The 13,280-nt window shown below is 63.7% G+C and carries 15 protein-coding genes; 8 read left to right on the top strand and 7 right to left on the bottom strand.

Annotated elements, in window-relative coordinates; genetic code table 11:
- The first annotated feature begins 99 nt into the window (after positions 1-99).
- Positions 100-450 carry a hypothetical protein gene (locus tag K3551_RS06760; RefSeq protein ID WP_259918706.1) on the top strand — a complete coding sequence of 117 codons (351 nt, stop codon included), beginning with the start codon at positions 100-102 and terminating at the stop codon, positions 448-450.
- Here K3551_RS06760 and K3551_RS06755 read toward each other — a convergent pair.
- Together K3551_RS06755 and mnmD are read right to left on the bottom strand one after the other, a co-directional pair.
- A complete protein-coding gene (locus tag K3551_RS06755; RefSeq protein WP_259919507.1) occupies positions 447-1,310 on the bottom strand; it encodes a DMT family transporter in 864 nt (287 codons plus the stop codon). The two genes, K3551_RS06760 and K3551_RS06755, sit on opposite strands and share 4 nt — an antisense overlap.
- Before the next feature lie 5 nt (positions 1,311-1,315).
- The gene (mnmD, locus tag K3551_RS06750) at positions 1,316-1,990 is read right to left on the bottom strand and encodes a tRNA (5-methylaminomethyl-2-thiouridine)(34)-methyltransferase MnmD (RefSeq protein ID WP_259918705.1); all 675 of its coding nucleotides are present in this window, start codon (positions 1,988-1,990) and stop codon (positions 1,316-1,318) included.
- A 28-nt stretch (positions 1,991-2,018) separates the two neighbouring features.
- Between mnmD and K3551_RS06745 the strand changes: the two genes are divergently transcribed.
- The 3 genes from K3551_RS06745 (at position 2,019) to arfB (ending at position 4,436) form a co-directional block, all read left to right on the top strand.
- Complete coding sequence (locus tag K3551_RS06745; RefSeq protein ID WP_259918704.1) at positions 2,019-3,068, top strand: FAD-binding oxidoreductase; 1,050 nt, start codon at positions 2,019-2,021, stop codon at positions 3,066-3,068.
- A gap of 60 nt (positions 3,069-3,128) precedes the next feature.
- Positions 3,129-3,725, top strand: a complete 597-nt coding sequence (locus tag K3551_RS06740; RefSeq protein WP_409197409.1) for a queuosine precursor transporter — start codon at positions 3,129-3,131, stop codon at positions 3,723-3,725.
- 291 nt (positions 3,726-4,016) lie between these two features.
- Positions 4,017-4,436 (top strand): alternative ribosome rescue aminoacyl-tRNA hydrolase ArfB, encoded by a 420-nt coding sequence (gene arfB / locus K3551_RS06735; protein ID WP_259918703.1) that lies wholly within the window; start codon positions 4,017-4,019, stop codon positions 4,434-4,436.
- Positions 4,437-4,506: 70 nt separating this feature from the next.
- Here the strand turns inward: arfB and K3551_RS06730 are convergent, their stop codons facing one another.
- Together K3551_RS06730 and pncB are read right to left on the bottom strand one after the other, a co-directional pair.
- Positions 4,507-6,111 carry a hypothetical protein gene (locus K3551_RS06730; protein WP_259918702.1) on the bottom strand — a complete coding sequence of 535 codons (1,605 nt, stop codon included), beginning with the start codon at positions 6,109-6,111 and terminating at the stop codon, positions 4,507-4,509.
- Between the two features lie 38 nt (positions 6,112-6,149).
- Positions 6,150-7,442 (bottom strand): nicotinate phosphoribosyltransferase, encoded by a 1,293-nt coding sequence (pncB, locus tag K3551_RS06725; RefSeq protein ID WP_259918701.1) that lies wholly within the window; start codon positions 7,440-7,442, stop codon positions 6,150-6,152.
- Between the two features lie 111 nt (positions 7,443-7,553).
- On the opposite strand from pncB, the gene panC reads away from it, so the two are divergent.
- Positions 7,554-8,396 carry a pantoate--beta-alanine ligase gene (panC, locus tag K3551_RS06720; RefSeq protein ID WP_259918700.1) on the top strand — a complete coding sequence of 281 codons (843 nt, stop codon included), beginning with the start codon at positions 7,554-7,556 and terminating at the stop codon, positions 8,394-8,396.
- Between the two features lie 57 nt (positions 8,397-8,453).
- Here the strand turns inward: panC and K3551_RS06715 are convergent, their stop codons facing one another.
- Together K3551_RS06715 and pncA are read right to left on the bottom strand one after the other, a co-directional pair.
- Positions 8,454-10,166, bottom strand: a complete 1,713-nt coding sequence (locus tag K3551_RS06715) for a BCCT family transporter (RefSeq protein WP_259918699.1) — start codon at positions 10,164-10,166, stop codon at positions 8,454-8,456.
- 127 nt (positions 10,167-10,293) lie between these two features.
- Complete coding sequence (gene pncA, locus K3551_RS06710) at positions 10,294-10,902, bottom strand: bifunctional nicotinamidase/pyrazinamidase (RefSeq protein ID WP_259918698.1); 609 nt, start codon at positions 10,900-10,902, stop codon at positions 10,294-10,296.
- Positions 10,903-10,970: 68 nt separating this feature from the next.
- Between pncA and K3551_RS06705 the strand changes: the two genes are divergently transcribed.
- Positions 10,971-11,873: a rhodanese-related sulfurtransferase gene (locus K3551_RS06705; RefSeq protein WP_259918697.1), complete on the top strand. Its 903-nt coding sequence runs from the start codon at positions 10,971-10,973 to the stop codon at positions 11,871-11,873.
- Here the strand turns inward: K3551_RS06705 and K3551_RS06700 are convergent.
- Positions 11,862-12,080, bottom strand: a complete 219-nt coding sequence (locus K3551_RS06700; RefSeq protein ID WP_259918696.1) for a hypothetical protein — start codon at positions 12,078-12,080, stop codon at positions 11,862-11,864. The two genes, K3551_RS06705 and K3551_RS06700, sit on opposite strands and share 12 nt — an antisense overlap.
- Before the next feature lie 18 nt (positions 12,081-12,098).
- Here K3551_RS06700 and K3551_RS06695 point away from each other — a divergent pair, with 18 nt between their 5' ends.
- The gene (locus K3551_RS06695; protein WP_259918695.1) at positions 12,099-12,800 is read left to right on the top strand and encodes an alpha/beta fold hydrolase; all 702 of its coding nucleotides are present in this window, start codon (positions 12,099-12,101) and stop codon (positions 12,798-12,800) included.
- On the top strand, positions 12,797-13,240 hold the full coding sequence (locus K3551_RS06690) for a DMT family transporter (RefSeq protein ID WP_259918694.1): 444 nt from the start codon (positions 12,797-12,799) through the stop codon (positions 13,238-13,240). The genes K3551_RS06695 and K3551_RS06690 overlap by 4 nt, the downstream gene beginning before the upstream one ends.
- Positions 13,241-13,280 lie beyond the last annotated feature (40 nt).

The raw sequence follows: 13,280 nt of genomic DNA, 5'->3' as shown, positions 1-13,280 counted from the left end.
CGCTGACTTTTGCGGGTCGGGTAACGCAGAGGTGACGTTGCCAGTGCCCGCCACCTCTGGCATTCTGCGGTCAAAACATAATGACCGGAGGCAGAGCAGATGACCCCGATCAAGACCCTTTGTGCGCTGGCGGCCCTGCTGGTGCTAGGTGCCTGTGGCGGCGGTGGCCGTGGCAGCGACGTCACCAGCAATGCACGGCCCTATGCGACGGGCCCGATGCAGACGGCCTGCCTGCGGGCGGATCGTCGGGCGGCGGATACGGCCCTGTGTGGCTGCGTTCAGGCAGCGGCCGACGCCACGCTGTCGGGCCGAGATCAGTCGCGCGCGGTCAAGTTCTTCCGCGAACCGCATCAGGCCCAGGTAACGCGCCAGTCGGACAATCGCGGGGACGAGGCGTTCTGGCAGCGCTACAAGCGGTTCGTCGCCGTGGCAGAACGGGCCTGCCGCTAGGGGTCCGCCTGGCGTGCCCGCCACAGGGTGAACAGCCCGGCGGCCATGACGATTCCCGCCCCGATCACGACGTTGGTCTGGATCGTTTCTCCGAACAGGCTGACCCCCAGGATCGAGGCAAAGACCAGTTGCAGGTAGGCAAAGGGCTGCACCACGCTGGCCTCCGCCACTTCGTAGCATTTGATCAGCAGCCAGTGCCCCAGCGCCGCCGCCACGCATAGCGTCGCCATCCATCCCCAGTCAGCCGCGGTCATTGCCTCCCAATACCAGACGCCGACCAGCGTCATTGCGCCAGCCCCCACGGTGCCGGTCCAGAAGAAACTGGTCGCCGTGCTGTCGCGCCGGGCGGCGAACCGCGTCAACAGCCCGTACAAGGCAAAGAGACAGGCCGAGGTGAGCGGCACCAGTGCGGCGGGCGAAAACACCCCCGCCCCCGGTTGCAGGATCACCAGCACGCCGATGAACCCCAGCCCGATCGCCATCCAACGGCGCCACCCCACCCGTTCGCCCAGAACCGGCCCCGACAGGGCCGCGACGATCAGGGGATAGGCGGCAAAGATCGCATGGCTTTCGACCAGGCCCAGCAACAGAAAGGCCCCGACCATCACACAGACTTCGGCGGCCAGAAGCAGTCCGCGAAACGCCTGTAGAACCGGCTGCGTGGTTGCCGCCGCCGCCCGCACGCCGCCTGCCTGCCGGGTCGCGATGGCCACGACGAAGGCGGCAAAGAACCAGTAGCGAACCATCACCACCATCAGAACGTTGTATTCCCCCGCCAGATGGCGCGAGATCCCGTCCTGCATCGCAAAGACCGCCGTAGTGGCCACCATCAACGCGATGCCAAGGCGGTCGCCGGTCATTGCTTTCACGGCAGTCGCCCCACGGTCATGTGTCGTTTGCGTCCGTGGCCCGGTTGCCGTTCCACCGCAAAGCCCGCTGCCGACAAGGCCCGCCGCACGTGCCCCGCGGCCGTATAGGTCGCGAAGGTCCCGCCAGGCGCCGTGTGGCGCGCAACCTCTGCCATCAGGTCCGACCCCCAGAGTTCCGGGTTCCGCGCGGGCGAAAAGCCGTCCAGATACCAGGCATCGGCCGCACCGGTCCACGCAGGCAACGTCTGACGCGCGTCGCCGGTCACCACGGTCAGATCCAGCGCGCCCAAGGTCATCCGCGCAGCAGGCCATTGATCCAGCAGGTCGTCGCGCAGCGGGCCTAGCGCCGGAAAGGCCGCCAACGCCCGCGCCATGTCGGATCGCGCCATCGGAAACGCCTCGAACGAGGTAAAGGCCACGCGCCCCGGCCCATCCCAGGCCCGCGCCGTCACCAAGGCGTTCAGGCCGGTGCCAAATCCCAGTTCTGCGACCCGGAACTCATCGCACAGCCGCCCCGGCATGCCGTTGCCACGCAGGAATACATGCTCCGTCTCGGCCAGACCGTCGGCGAGCGAGAAATAAGGATCGGCAAACGCTTCGGCCACCGGCACACCGTCGCGCCAGTCAAGCCGGGGCTGCTTTCCGTTCGCGATGTCCTGCCCTATGCCCATGGGCGAGTGATGGCGGAGGGCCGGTGATTTGGCAATCGACGTAACGGTCCTGGGCGCGGGTGCTTTCGGTCTGTCCTGCGCCTGGGCGCTGATCCGGCGCGGCGCGCGGGTGCGCGTGATCGACCCTGCCGGTGTCGGGACCGGATCGTCCGGCGGCATCGTCGGGGCCCTGGCCCCGCACGTGCCCGAGCAATGGAACGACAAGAAGGCCTTCCAACTCGACAGTTTGCTGATGGCCGAGGACTGGTGGCGCGCCGTGGCGGATGCCGGCGGCGGCGACCCCGGCTATGCCCGCAGCGGTCGGCTGCAACCGATCCCCGACGCCGCGGCCCTGCTGCGCGCGCAGGACCGCGCGGCGGGGGCCCGGTTGCTTTGGCCGTCCGGGATCCTGTGGGACGTGATCGACGCGCCCGACGACTGGTCCCCCCCCTCGCCCACCGGTCGTGTGATCCGCGACACGCTCAGCGCCCGCCTTCACCCCGCGCGCGCCTGCGCAGCCCTGGCGGCGGCAATCCGGGCCCAAGGGTCAGAGATCGTCGTCGACGGCACGACCGAGGGCCTGGTTCTGCATGCCACCGGCTGGCAAGGCCTGGCCTCGATGCAGGACGACCGGGGGCGTGCCGCCGGAAACGGCGTCAAGGGACAGGCGGTCCTGCTGGACCTGGACCGCCGCGACCTGCCACAGCTCTATGCCGACGGGCTGCACATCGTGCCCCATGCGGACGGGACGACGGCCATCGGATCCACATCGGAGCGGGACTTTGACGACCCGACCGCCACCGACGCACAGCTCGACGCCGTGCTGGCCCGTGCCGTGGCCGCTGTTCCCACGCTCGCGGGTTGCCGCGTCCTGCGCCGTTGGGCCGGCGTCCGCCCCCGTGCCCGCAGCCGCGCGCCCCTGATGGGGGCCTGGCCCGGACGCGCCGGACATTTCATCGCCAACGGCGGCTTCAAGATCGGCTTTGGTGTCGCGCCGAAAGTGGCAGAGGTGATGGCAGACCTGGTCCTGACGGGGTCCGACACGATCCCCGAGGCGTTTCGCACCGACACCCTTGCGCGCTGGTCTGCTCGGGGCTAAGTCGCGCCCCTGCCCAATCGGGCCATGTCTCCGACCACCATGTCAAAAACGGACCACATCATGATCCTTGCTATCCTCGCCATGGGGGCCATCGTCGTCGCCTCCAACATCGGCGTTCAATTCCTCATCGCTGACGGCTGGCTGACCTGGGGGGCCTTTACCTACCCGCTGGCCTTTCTTGTCACCGACGTCACCAACCGTCTCTACGGTGCTGAAAAAGCGCGCAAAGTCGTGCTCGCCGGGTTCGGTGTCGGCCTTGTCTGTTCGCTGATCGGCACGCAGATCATGGGCGAGTTCGGGCCTCTGGTGACGCTGCGCATCGCGCTGGCATCGGGCACGGCCTTCCTTGTCGCACAACTTGTTGATCTGGGGGTGTTTTCCGCGCTCCGCAATCGCCGCTGGTTTGTTGCGCCGCTGACGTCTTCGATCGTCGGGTCGGCGATCGACACCACGCTTTTCTTCACCCTCGCCTTCGCTGGTTTCCTTGCGTTTCCAATCACTTGGGGCGACGTGTCCTGGGCGCAGGAGGCGACGGTTGTGGGGCCGCTCTGGGTTGGTCTGGCGCTGGCGGATTGGGCAGTGAAACTGTCCATCGCGCTGCTGGCTTTGGTGCCGTTCCGGCTCATCACGGCGAAGTTTGCACAATCTGTTGCGTAAAAAGTCTTGACCCATACCAGATACGTGGCACCTTCGGGGTATCGGCAACAACTGAAAGGAGGTGACCCAGTGTCTAGAAAGATGTTGGAGAATGCGAACGGGACAGCTTCGGAGGTCCGCGTCTAGGGCAGCCCCTGGGCCGTTAACCTTCGGGGTGGATGCGTCTAACCGTCGCCACCTCCTGACCTTTCGGAAGGCCGTTCCCGTTGCCGGGGGCGGCCTTCTTTCACATATTGGGGGAAACCCCGCGCCCCTGTTTCACGTTTTGGGGTAAAATCATCCGAGGCCATCATGCCGCTTTCCGTGACCCCAGAAATCGAGATTCAGGACTGGGAGTTGACCGAGCAGTTCGTCCGCGCGGGCGGGCCCGGCGGGCAGAACGTCAACAAGGTGTCGAGCGCGGTGGAGCTGCGGTTCGAGGCGGAGCGGTCGCCGTCCCTGCCGGGGCCGGTGAAGGCGCGGCTGAAACGGCTGGCGGGGAGGCGGTGGACGAAGGAGGGGGCCGTGGTGATCCAGGCGTCCGAGGAACGGTCGCAGGCGCGCAACCGCGCGGTGGCCCGGGACCGGCTGGTGGAACTGGTGCGCGCGGCGGCGGTGAAACCGAAACGCCGGGTGAAGACGCGGGTGTCGCTCAACCAGAAGCGCAAACGGGTGGAGGCGAAGAAGCGGCGCGGGGAGGTTAAGGCGCTTAGGGGTGGGGTGGAGGAGTAGGGTGGGTGCAACCCACCGTCCGGCGTTTGATGCGGGCGGTGATGGTGGGTTTCACCCACCCTACGCTTGCTTAGCTTGCACCAGTCTCTATATGCGCGGGCAACGACGCGACCACTATTTGGGTCGAATTAGAATCCCAGCCGTAATAGATCCGGAGGCACCTTTTGGGATCACGCGTGTTGCCGCCGTTCTTGACGTGCCAATCGGCTTTCATTTTTTGCCCTTGATGTTCAAAATCAAAGGTGTCTCCGCCACATGAAGCGTTTCTCACACCTTCCATTATTGATTCTTCTCCCACCGAGCCTCCCCCGGAAATTCTTCGTTTTCGGCAATCGGAGGCAAGCCAAAGTAGACTTTGAGCGACAGCACTCACATCTTCAAACTTTGCCTTTTTGAGGCTCCTTCTCGCCGATGGGACGAGAACTAGTCTTCCCGCCAGCCTGGCATCAATCCAATCGCCGATCTCACTCCAAGATGTCGGGAGTTCGACGTCTTCATCAGGGTCCGTGCCTTTGGCTTCGAACAAACTTTGCAGTTGCTGAATTCTGAACGCGGCGCTTGCAGCTTGCCCCTCAGCAGCAAGTGCTCTCTCCTCCATTTCATCATGAAGATTTGTGAGTTGTTCTTCCCATGCTTTCGCCTCGACAAGTTCGTTCTCCATGGCGTCAAGCTGAGTACGAATTGCCGCAATTTCTCCTCCATCAATTCCCATCGGGGAAACGGGTTCAGTAACGGCTTTCCGACTAGCGGCGCTACGCACCGAGGAGAAAGTGACAATCTCACGACCAAGTCTTGTTTTGCTCAAACTAAGTCGGGCAGATAATTGCCTCAGCGAGCTTTCACATAACTCTCTTCCAGAAATGTCTTTCAACGAATCTCCGACAAACAGCCGATGATCTAATGGCCGAGATTGACTTGAGAATCCCGGCAGAAAAATACGGACGCCGCCATGGAAGACTGATCGAGTTTTTCCAAACGCATTGCTCAAGCCGTAGGTGAATTCGGCAGGCAAGACAAAACAGTGAGCCAATCCGCAGCACGCCCGTGCAATTGAATCTATATCAATAAGCGGCTGTTCCGGTTCGCTTCCCCGTTCGTCGCCTGAAGCAATGATCACAGGCAATGTTCTCTGAGGTCGCTCCATAAGGTCAAGCAACTTCGCCAGATCATTTTCATTTCTTATGTTCTTCGGTGATTTCGAGACAGCCGCTCCACCAGAAATGAATTCTAGCTTTTCAGCGATCTGTAAGATAGGCCCCGGAACATGAGGTTCAATGTGAAGTTCACCCTCACTACTTGAGACCATCTGCCTTAGACTCAGCATCAAGTCTTGACTTTCTTCACCGCCAACAGTTACCTCAGTGGTCCAAACGCGCCCAGGCACGTTCTTGTCTGGATCATCGTTACGAAACGCCCAAAGATTGCCGCTTGATGTCTCAAGAGTTTCAATATGAACACTCCGACCACCGGAAAGGACTTCGACAGGACCACCGTTCCAAGCATCCTGCGGCAACTCAGATGGTGTTCTCTTTTTTGCCCAAAGCAAAACCTGCTTTCGAACATCAGCGAATTTGCAGTTCGGCAAAATTCCAGCCACACGTAAAATTTCACGCTCTCGAACAGGACCAGAATTTGTAGCTTCAAAGTCGCGGAGTGCTTCAGAAAATCTATTCATTCCCAGATATTAGGCGAACCGTTTAGAGTTACAATAGCCTAAACCACCACCTCCTCCGCCACCTGCTCCCCCACCCCGAACACCCGCTTGTACCGCGCGACCTCCGCCGCAGGCCCCATCGCCTTCTTCGGGTTGTCCGACAGCTTCACAGTGGGCCGCCCGTCTGCCTCGACCGCCTTGCAGACCAGGGAGAACGGGGCCAGGCGGTCGCCGTCTACCAGGCCTCGGAAGTCGTTGGTCAGGAGGGTGCCCCAGCCGAAGCTGACCCGGACACGGCCCCGGAATTGGGCGTGGAGTTGCTCGATCTTGTCCACGTCCAGACCGTCCGAGAAGATCACCAGCTTCTCCGTCGGGTCCTCGCCCCGGTCCTGCCACCAGCGGATCGCGGTCTCGGCGCCCTTCGCCGGATCGCCGCTGTCGATGCGGATGCCGGTCCAGCCCGCCAGCCAGTCGGGTGCGCGGTCAAGGAAGCCCTGGGTGCCGTAGGTGTCGGGCAGGATGATGCGCAGGTTGCCCGAATGCTCCTCGTGCCAATCGGCCAGCACGTCGTAGGGGGCGCGGGCGAGGGCTGCGTCGCCGTCGGTCAGGGCGGCGTAGACCATGGGGAGTTCGTGGGCATTGGTGCCGATCGCCTCCAGGTCGCGGTTCTTGGCAATGAGGCAGTTGGAGGTGCCGCCGAAGCTGTCGCCCAGGCCTTCGTGCAGGGCCTGGACGCACCAGTCCTGCCAGAGGAAGGAGTGGCGGCGCCGGGTGCCAAAGTCGGCCAGGCGCAAATCCGGCAGGGCGCGCAGGCGGTCGACCTTTTCCCACACGCGGGTCATGGCGCGGGCATAGAGGACCTGAAGCTCGAACCGGCCCATGTCGGCCAGCACCGCGCGCGAGCGGAGTTCCATCAGGATGGCGAGCGCGGGGATTTCCCAGAGCATGACCTCGGGCCAGGCGCCTTCGAAGGTCAGCTCGTATTGGTCGCCCACGCGTTCCAGGTGGTAGGGCGGCAGGCGCAGGGCCTCGAACCACTCCATGAAGTCGGGGCGGAACATCTGGCGCTGGCCATAGAAGGTATTGCCGCGCAGCCAGGTGCTTTCGCCGCGCGACAGCGACAGGGTGCGGACGTGGTCGAGTTGTTCGCGCAGCTCGCCCTCGTCGATCAGGTCGGCCAGGGGCACGTGTCTGGAGCGGTTGATCAGGCTGAAGGTGACCTTGGTGTCGGGCCGGTTGCGGAAGACCGACTGGCACATCAGCAGCTTGTAGAAATCCGTGTCGATAAGAGAGCGGACGATGGGGTCGATCTTCCACTTGTGGTTCCAGACGCGGGTGGCGATGTCGTTCATTGGGCGCTCCTCTTGGGTTCGACTTAGAGCAAAGGGGCACCGGCATGGAAAGCGGAATGGTTGAGGCGCGCGTGAGGCTGCCCTATGCCCGGCGCATCAGAGGGGGATGCCATGCAGATCTGTCGAAGCGTGCAGGAGATGCGGACCGCCTGCCGGGCGTTGCGCCGCGACGGGACGCTGGGGTTCGTACCGACCATGGGGGGCCTGCATGCCGGGCACATGGCGCTCGTCGTGCGCGCGGCGGAGGTGTCGGAGGCGGTCGTGGCCTCGGTCTTTGTGAACCCCACCCAATTCGAGAGCGGGGCCGACCTGGCGGCCTATCCGTCGGACACCGACGCCGATCTGGCCGCGCTGGAAGCGGCGGGCGTTGCGGCGGTGTTTCTGCCCCAGGCGACTGATGTCTACCCGGAGGGGGCGGAGACCATCGTGGAGGTCACCCGGCTGGGCACGATGTTGCACGGCGCGGTGCGGCCCGGGCATTTCAAGGGCGTGGCCACGGTAGTGACCAAGCTGTTCAACATCGCGCAGCCCGATGTCGCCTGTTTCGGCAAGAAGGATTATCAGCAACTGGCGCTGATCCGGCGCATGGTGCGCGACCTGCATTTCGGTCTTCGGATCGAGGCAGTCGAGACGGTGCGCGAGGCTGACGGGCTGGCCATGTCGTCGCGCAATGCCCGCCTGTCGGCGGTGGAACGGGCGGCGGCACCGGTCCTGAACCAGGCCCTGCGCGACGCGGCAGAGGTTCTGCGAAGCGGCGGCGATGTCCCCACCGCCGAAGCCGCGGTCCGGGCCCGTATCGCGGCCGAGCCTTTGGCGACGTTGGCGGGGTTCGACGTGGTCGAGGCAGGCGATTTCACCCCGGTCGCAACACGGGCCGGGGGCGTTCTGGGGATGATGATCTCGGCCCAATTGGGCGATGTGCTGCTGCTGGATCAGATGGAGGTCTCTGTCTGATCCCTTGGGCGGGCATGAAAAAAGGGGCCCGAAGGCCCCTTTTTCCTTGTTGTACGATCACTCGGCGGGGGTGCCGAAATCATCGGGAATATTCGGCGGGCTCGCCCCCTCGATCTTGTCGTGGGTGGTCGGCACGCCGACCTTTTCACGTCGCCCGTCATTGTAGATCGCCTTGATCAGGCCGATGCACATCAGAACCATCACCACGGAGAACGGCAGCGCGCCGATCACCATGGCTGTCTGAATGGCCGAGGTCCCGCCCGAGATCAGCAGACCCGCCACCACCGTGCCCAGGGCCACGCCCCAGAAGATGATGTGCGGGCGCGCCTTGGGGCCTTCGTCGCCGGCCGCGTTGATCGTGTTGACGATCAGAACCGCCGAATCGGCAGAGGTGACGAGGAACGTCATCAGCAGAACCACGATCATCACTGCCATCAGCCAGGACAGGATCTCGGAGATGGGTTCCAGCATGAAGGCGGTCATGGCGAAGATCTTGTCCCCGTTGCCCGCATCGAAGATGACGCCGTTGGCCTCTCCGTTCAGTTCAAGGTCGATGGCTGTGCCCCCGGCCCAGGCGAACCAGACGAAACACATCAGCGCGGGCACGACCATTGCGCCCAGCACGAATTCGCGGATGGTCCGACCGCGCGAGATGCGCGCCAGGAACAGCCCCACGAAGGGGGCGAAGGCGATCCACCAGGCCCAGTAGAACACCGGCCACCATCCCTGCCACTGTGCCAGGAGGAAGTCCTGCGAGCCTTCGACACCGTCCGAAAACCAGACGTTGAAGCTCAGCTCCGGCAAGGCGACGAGATAGGTGAACGTGCCGACGAACATGGCGTTCAGGCCAAAGAAGGTCGCGCCGAAGATGATGAAAAAGCCCAGCAGGATGATCGACAGCACCATGTTGATGTTCGACAGCCACTTGATGCCCTTGCCCACGCCGGACAGCGCCGACAGGGTCGACGCCCCCATGATGATCAGGATCGCGACGATGATGCCGGTCGTGGTGACCGCGCCCTCTGCGTCGGCCAGACCGCCGATGCCGATCCGGCCCAGACCGGCGACGAACTGCTCCACCCCGAAGCCCAGCGTCTGCGCGACGCCCAGGATCGTGGCGACCACGGCAACGACGTCGATGACATGGCCCAGGGTGCCAGACAGTTTCTCACCGAACAGCGGCGTCAAGGACGACCGGATGGTCAGCGGCAGGCCGCGCCGATAGCTGAAGAACGCCAGGCACAGGCCCGCGATGGCATAGCAGGCCCAGGCGCTGAGCCCCCAGTGCAGATACGACCATTTGTAGGCCATCATGATATTGTTGGCGTCCGCCGCGGTCGTGATCCCCTGGATAACCTCCGGGTTGTTGCGGAAGTGTGCGACCGGTTCGGCCACGGCCCAGGTCAGCATGCCGACCCCGATGCCCGCGCCGAACATCATCGAAAACCAGGAGAAATTGTCGAACTCAGGCTTTTCGCCGTCGAGGCCGAGGTTCATGCGCCCCGCCGTCGGCCAGATCGCCAGCCCGAGGGACACGACGATGAACAGGGCCACGACCCAGATGTACCAGGCCGCGAAGTTGCCCAGGATGAAGGTGTTGAAGCCATTCAGCACGTTGCCCGATTGGACCGGCCAGAAGATGGCCCAGACGCAAAGAATGGAGATGATGATCTTGGCGGGAACTGCCACGCGCGTGGCAAAGCCGTTGTAGAACCCGCCTTCCTTCGTGTGGATCTGGAGATCGGTCAATGGTGGTTTGATATCAGCCATATGTCGTTCCTTTTTTGTCCCGAAGAGAAGCCTGCGCTGCTCTGTCGCAGGTCGTAACGACAAATGCGACATCACTTGCATGATTCATGTCGCTTTTTGACAGTTTTGGGGGGTGACTGACCCCGCGTCAGGCCAGGCTTACGCCAGCGGCCTGCAGCCCTTGCCGCGCCGCCGTCAACGATCCGTCCAGATCAATCGCGCGGCACAGCGACTCTTGCACGGTGACGGCATAGCCCAGTTTGGCCGCGTCCACGGCCGAGAAATTCACGCAGAAGTCGGTCGCCAGGCCCACCATCGTCAGCCGGGTCACCCCCAACGTCCGCAAGAGGCCATCAAGACCGGTCGGCGTCTTTTGGTCGTTCTCGAAGAAGGCGGAATAGCTGTCGACAGCAGGATTCATGCCCTTGCGGACGATGGTACGGGCCATATGGCTGCGTAGATCGGGATGAAAGGCCGCGTCCTCGGTGCCCTGCACGCAGTGATCGGGCCACAGGACCTGTGGCCCGTAGGGCATCTCGACCAGGTCATAGGGTGCCTTGCCCGGATGCGAGGACGCGAAAGACGAATGCCCCGATGGGTGCCAGTCCTGGGTCAGGATCACATGCGCGAACCCATCCATCAGCGCGTTGATGCCCGGCACGATTTCATCCCCGCCAGGCACGGCCAGGTTGCCGCCGGGGCAGAAACCGTTCTGCACATCGATCACGATCAGGGCATGGGTCGGGTCTGGGATCATCGGGGCCTCCTGGGGTTGTGGCCACCCTACGGCTTGAGTGCGCGCGCGCAACGGCCTAAGCCGCGCCCATGGTCACCATCGCCGCCTTCTACCGGTTCGCCCGCTTTGCCGACCCTTCGGCGCTGCGCCCCGCCCTATTGTCCCTGACACAGTCCGAGGGATTGCGCGGGTCGATCCTGCTGGCACCCGAAGGGGTGAACGGCACCGTGGCGGGACCGGCCGAAGGGATCGACCGGCTGCTGGCGCATCTGCGCGCCCTGCCCGATTGCGATGGGCTGGAGGCCAAGATCAGCCACGCAGACGAGATGCCCTTTGGCAAGATGAAGGTCCGCCTGAAGCGCGAGATCGTCACGATGGGCCAGCCCGAGGTTGACCCCCTGGGCGGCGTCGGACGCTATGTTCCGCCTGCGGACTGGAACGCGGTCGTGGCCGACCCCGACACGGTCGTGATCGACACCCGCAACGACTACGAAGTGGCGATCGGCAGTTTCGCAGGTGCCATCGACCCAAAGACCGAAGCCTTTGGCGATTTCCCGGCCTGGTGGCAGGAAAACGCCCCGCGATTTGCCGGCAAACGGGTTGCGATGTTTTGCACCGGGGGCATCCGCTGCGAAAAATCCACCGCCTACCTGCGGCAACAGGGCGTGGACGACGTGGTGCATCTGCAGGGCGGCATCCTGAAATACCTGGAGGACGTGGCCCCCGAAGACAGCCTTTGGCAGGGTGGGTGTTTCGTTTTCGACGACCGGGTCAGCGTCGGGCACGGGCTGCAACCGGACGGGCATCTTCTGTGCCACGCCTGCCGCAGACCCTTGAAACCAAACGAAACCGAACATCCCGCCTATGAGGCCGGGGTACAGTGCCATCAATGTGTTACGCAGTTTTCGGAGGCTGATCGGAACAGATTTCGGGAACGCGTGCGCCAGATCGAACTTGCCCGAACACGGGGCGACCGGCACCTAGGGCGTTGACGTCGGACCTTCGTTGTCGTCGTCGACGGGGGCCGACCAGCTTTTCGTTAGCAGACGCGCGATGACGACGGCCGAAAAAACGGCAACGGCCAAAATGAAGTAGTCGGTCACTTCGCTCTCCCAAACGAAAGGCACAAAAGTGTTTATAGTCTGGATTATGTCCATGGAAAGCAGGGATGCCTTAACAAAAATGAACAGCTGCTTCACGATTTCGAGATCTCCGCGATGACTCCTCTGCTTCTTTTGCCCGGAATGATGTGCGACGCGCGACTGTTCGCGCCTCAGATCCTGACGTTGTCGGACCGGGCGGTCATGGTCGCCCCGATCACGGACTTCGACACGACCGAAGCGCTGGCCGCCGAAGTTCTGCGCGTCGCGCCGCCTCGATTTGCCTTGGCAGGGCTGAGCATGGGGGGGATCGTCGCGATGGAGATGCTCGCCCAGGCCCCCGACCGGATTGCCGGCCTGTGCCTGATGGACACCAACCCAAAGGCGGAACACCCCGCCGTCGCCGCCGGGCGGCAGCCGCAGATCGACAAGGTCCTGGGCGGGGGCCTGCGCGGCGTGATGCGCGACGAGATGAAGCCGAACTACCTGGCGGATGGCCCGAACCGGGGGGCCATCCTGGACACGTGCATGGCCATGGCCGAGACGTTGGGGGCCGAGGTCTTCGTGCGCCAATCCCGCGCTTTGGCGGGGCGCACCGACAGGCAGGATACGTTGCGCGGCGCGGTGGTCCCGACGCTGGTGCTGTGTGGTGCAGAAGACAGCCTCTGCCCGCTGCACCGCCATGAGTTGATGCGTGATCTGGTCCCCGGGTCCGACCTGGTGGTGGTGGACGGCGCAGGTCACCTGCCGACCCTGGAACAACCCGATGCGGTGACCGACGCATTGCGTGCCTGGCTGGCAAAGGTAGACACCGCGTGATGCACCATGCGCTGATCATGCTGCTGGCAGGTGTCGGCATCCCGATCCTGGCGGCCCTGAATGCGCGTCTGGGGGCGAATATCGGGGCCCCTGCCGCCGCGGCGACGGTGCTGTTCGCCGTCGCCTTCTGCACGGCAGCGGTTGCGGCGGTGCTGACCGGGATGCACGGCTTTGCACGGCTGGCCGGGCAACCCTGGCATCTGTTCCTCGCAGGGGGATTGATCGCCTTCTACGTCTTGTCGATCACCTGGATCGCACCTGCCTTCGGGGTCGGAAATGCAGTGCTGTTCGTATTGCTGGGGCAGATGATCTCGGCCGGGTTGATCGATCAGTTCGGCCTGTTCGGCGCGCGCGTGGTGGCGCTGTCCCCCTTGCGGATAGGGGGGCTGGTGCTGATGGCGGTGGGGCTGTTGCTGACGCAGATGGCGGGACGGGACTGAGGGACCAAATCCTTCGAAGGGTTCGCCCCCCCTTGACGCT

Source organism: Jannaschia sp. M317 (assembly GCF_025141175.1).
Classification (GTDB): domain Bacteria; phylum Pseudomonadota; class Alphaproteobacteria; order Rhodobacterales; family Rhodobacteraceae; genus Jannaschia.
This window is presented reverse-complemented; position numbering and strand designations above follow the sequence as displayed.

Excerpts from the sequence above, each read along its gene's own strand:
- mnmD (WP_259918705.1), bottom strand. The coding sequence starts at position 1,990 with ATGGGCATAGGGCAGGACATCGCGAACGGAAAGCAGCCCCGGCTTGAC.
- pncA (WP_259918698.1), bottom strand. The coding sequence starts at position 10,902 with ATGATCCCAGACCCGACCCATGCCCTGATCGTGATCGATGTGCAGAAC.
- pncB (WP_259918701.1), bottom strand. The coding sequence starts at position 7,442 with ATGAACGACATCGCCACCCGCGTCTGGAACCACAAGTGGAAGATCGAC.
- K3551_RS06715 (WP_259918699.1), bottom strand. The coding sequence starts at position 10,166 with ATGGCTGATATCAAACCACCATTGACCGATCTCCAGATCCACACGAAG.
- K3551_RS06760 (WP_259918706.1), top strand. The coding sequence starts at position 100 with ATGACCCCGATCAAGACCCTTTGTGCGCTGGCGGCCCTGCTGGTGCTA.
- K3551_RS06705 (WP_259918697.1), top strand. The coding sequence starts at position 10,971 with ATGGTCACCATCGCCGCCTTCTACCGGTTCGCCCGCTTTGCCGACCCT.
- K3551_RS06730 (WP_259918702.1), bottom strand. The coding sequence starts at position 6,111 with ATGAATAGATTTTCTGAAGCACTCCGCGACTTTGAAGCTACAAATTCT.
- K3551_RS06755 (WP_259919507.1), bottom strand. The coding sequence starts at position 1,310 with ATGACCGGCGACCGCCTTGGCATCGCGTTGATGGTGGCCACTACGGCG.
- panC (WP_259918700.1), top strand. The coding sequence starts at position 7,554 with ATGCAGATCTGTCGAAGCGTGCAGGAGATGCGGACCGCCTGCCGGGCG.
- K3551_RS06695 (WP_259918695.1), top strand. The coding sequence starts at position 12,099 with ATGACTCCTCTGCTTCTTTTGCCCGGAATGATGTGCGACGCGCGACTG.
- arfB (WP_259918703.1), top strand. The coding sequence starts at position 4,017 with ATGCCGCTTTCCGTGACCCCAGAAATCGAGATTCAGGACTGGGAGTTG.
- K3551_RS06740 (WP_409197409.1), top strand. The coding sequence starts at position 3,129 with ATGATCCTTGCTATCCTCGCCATGGGGGCCATCGTCGTCGCCTCCAAC.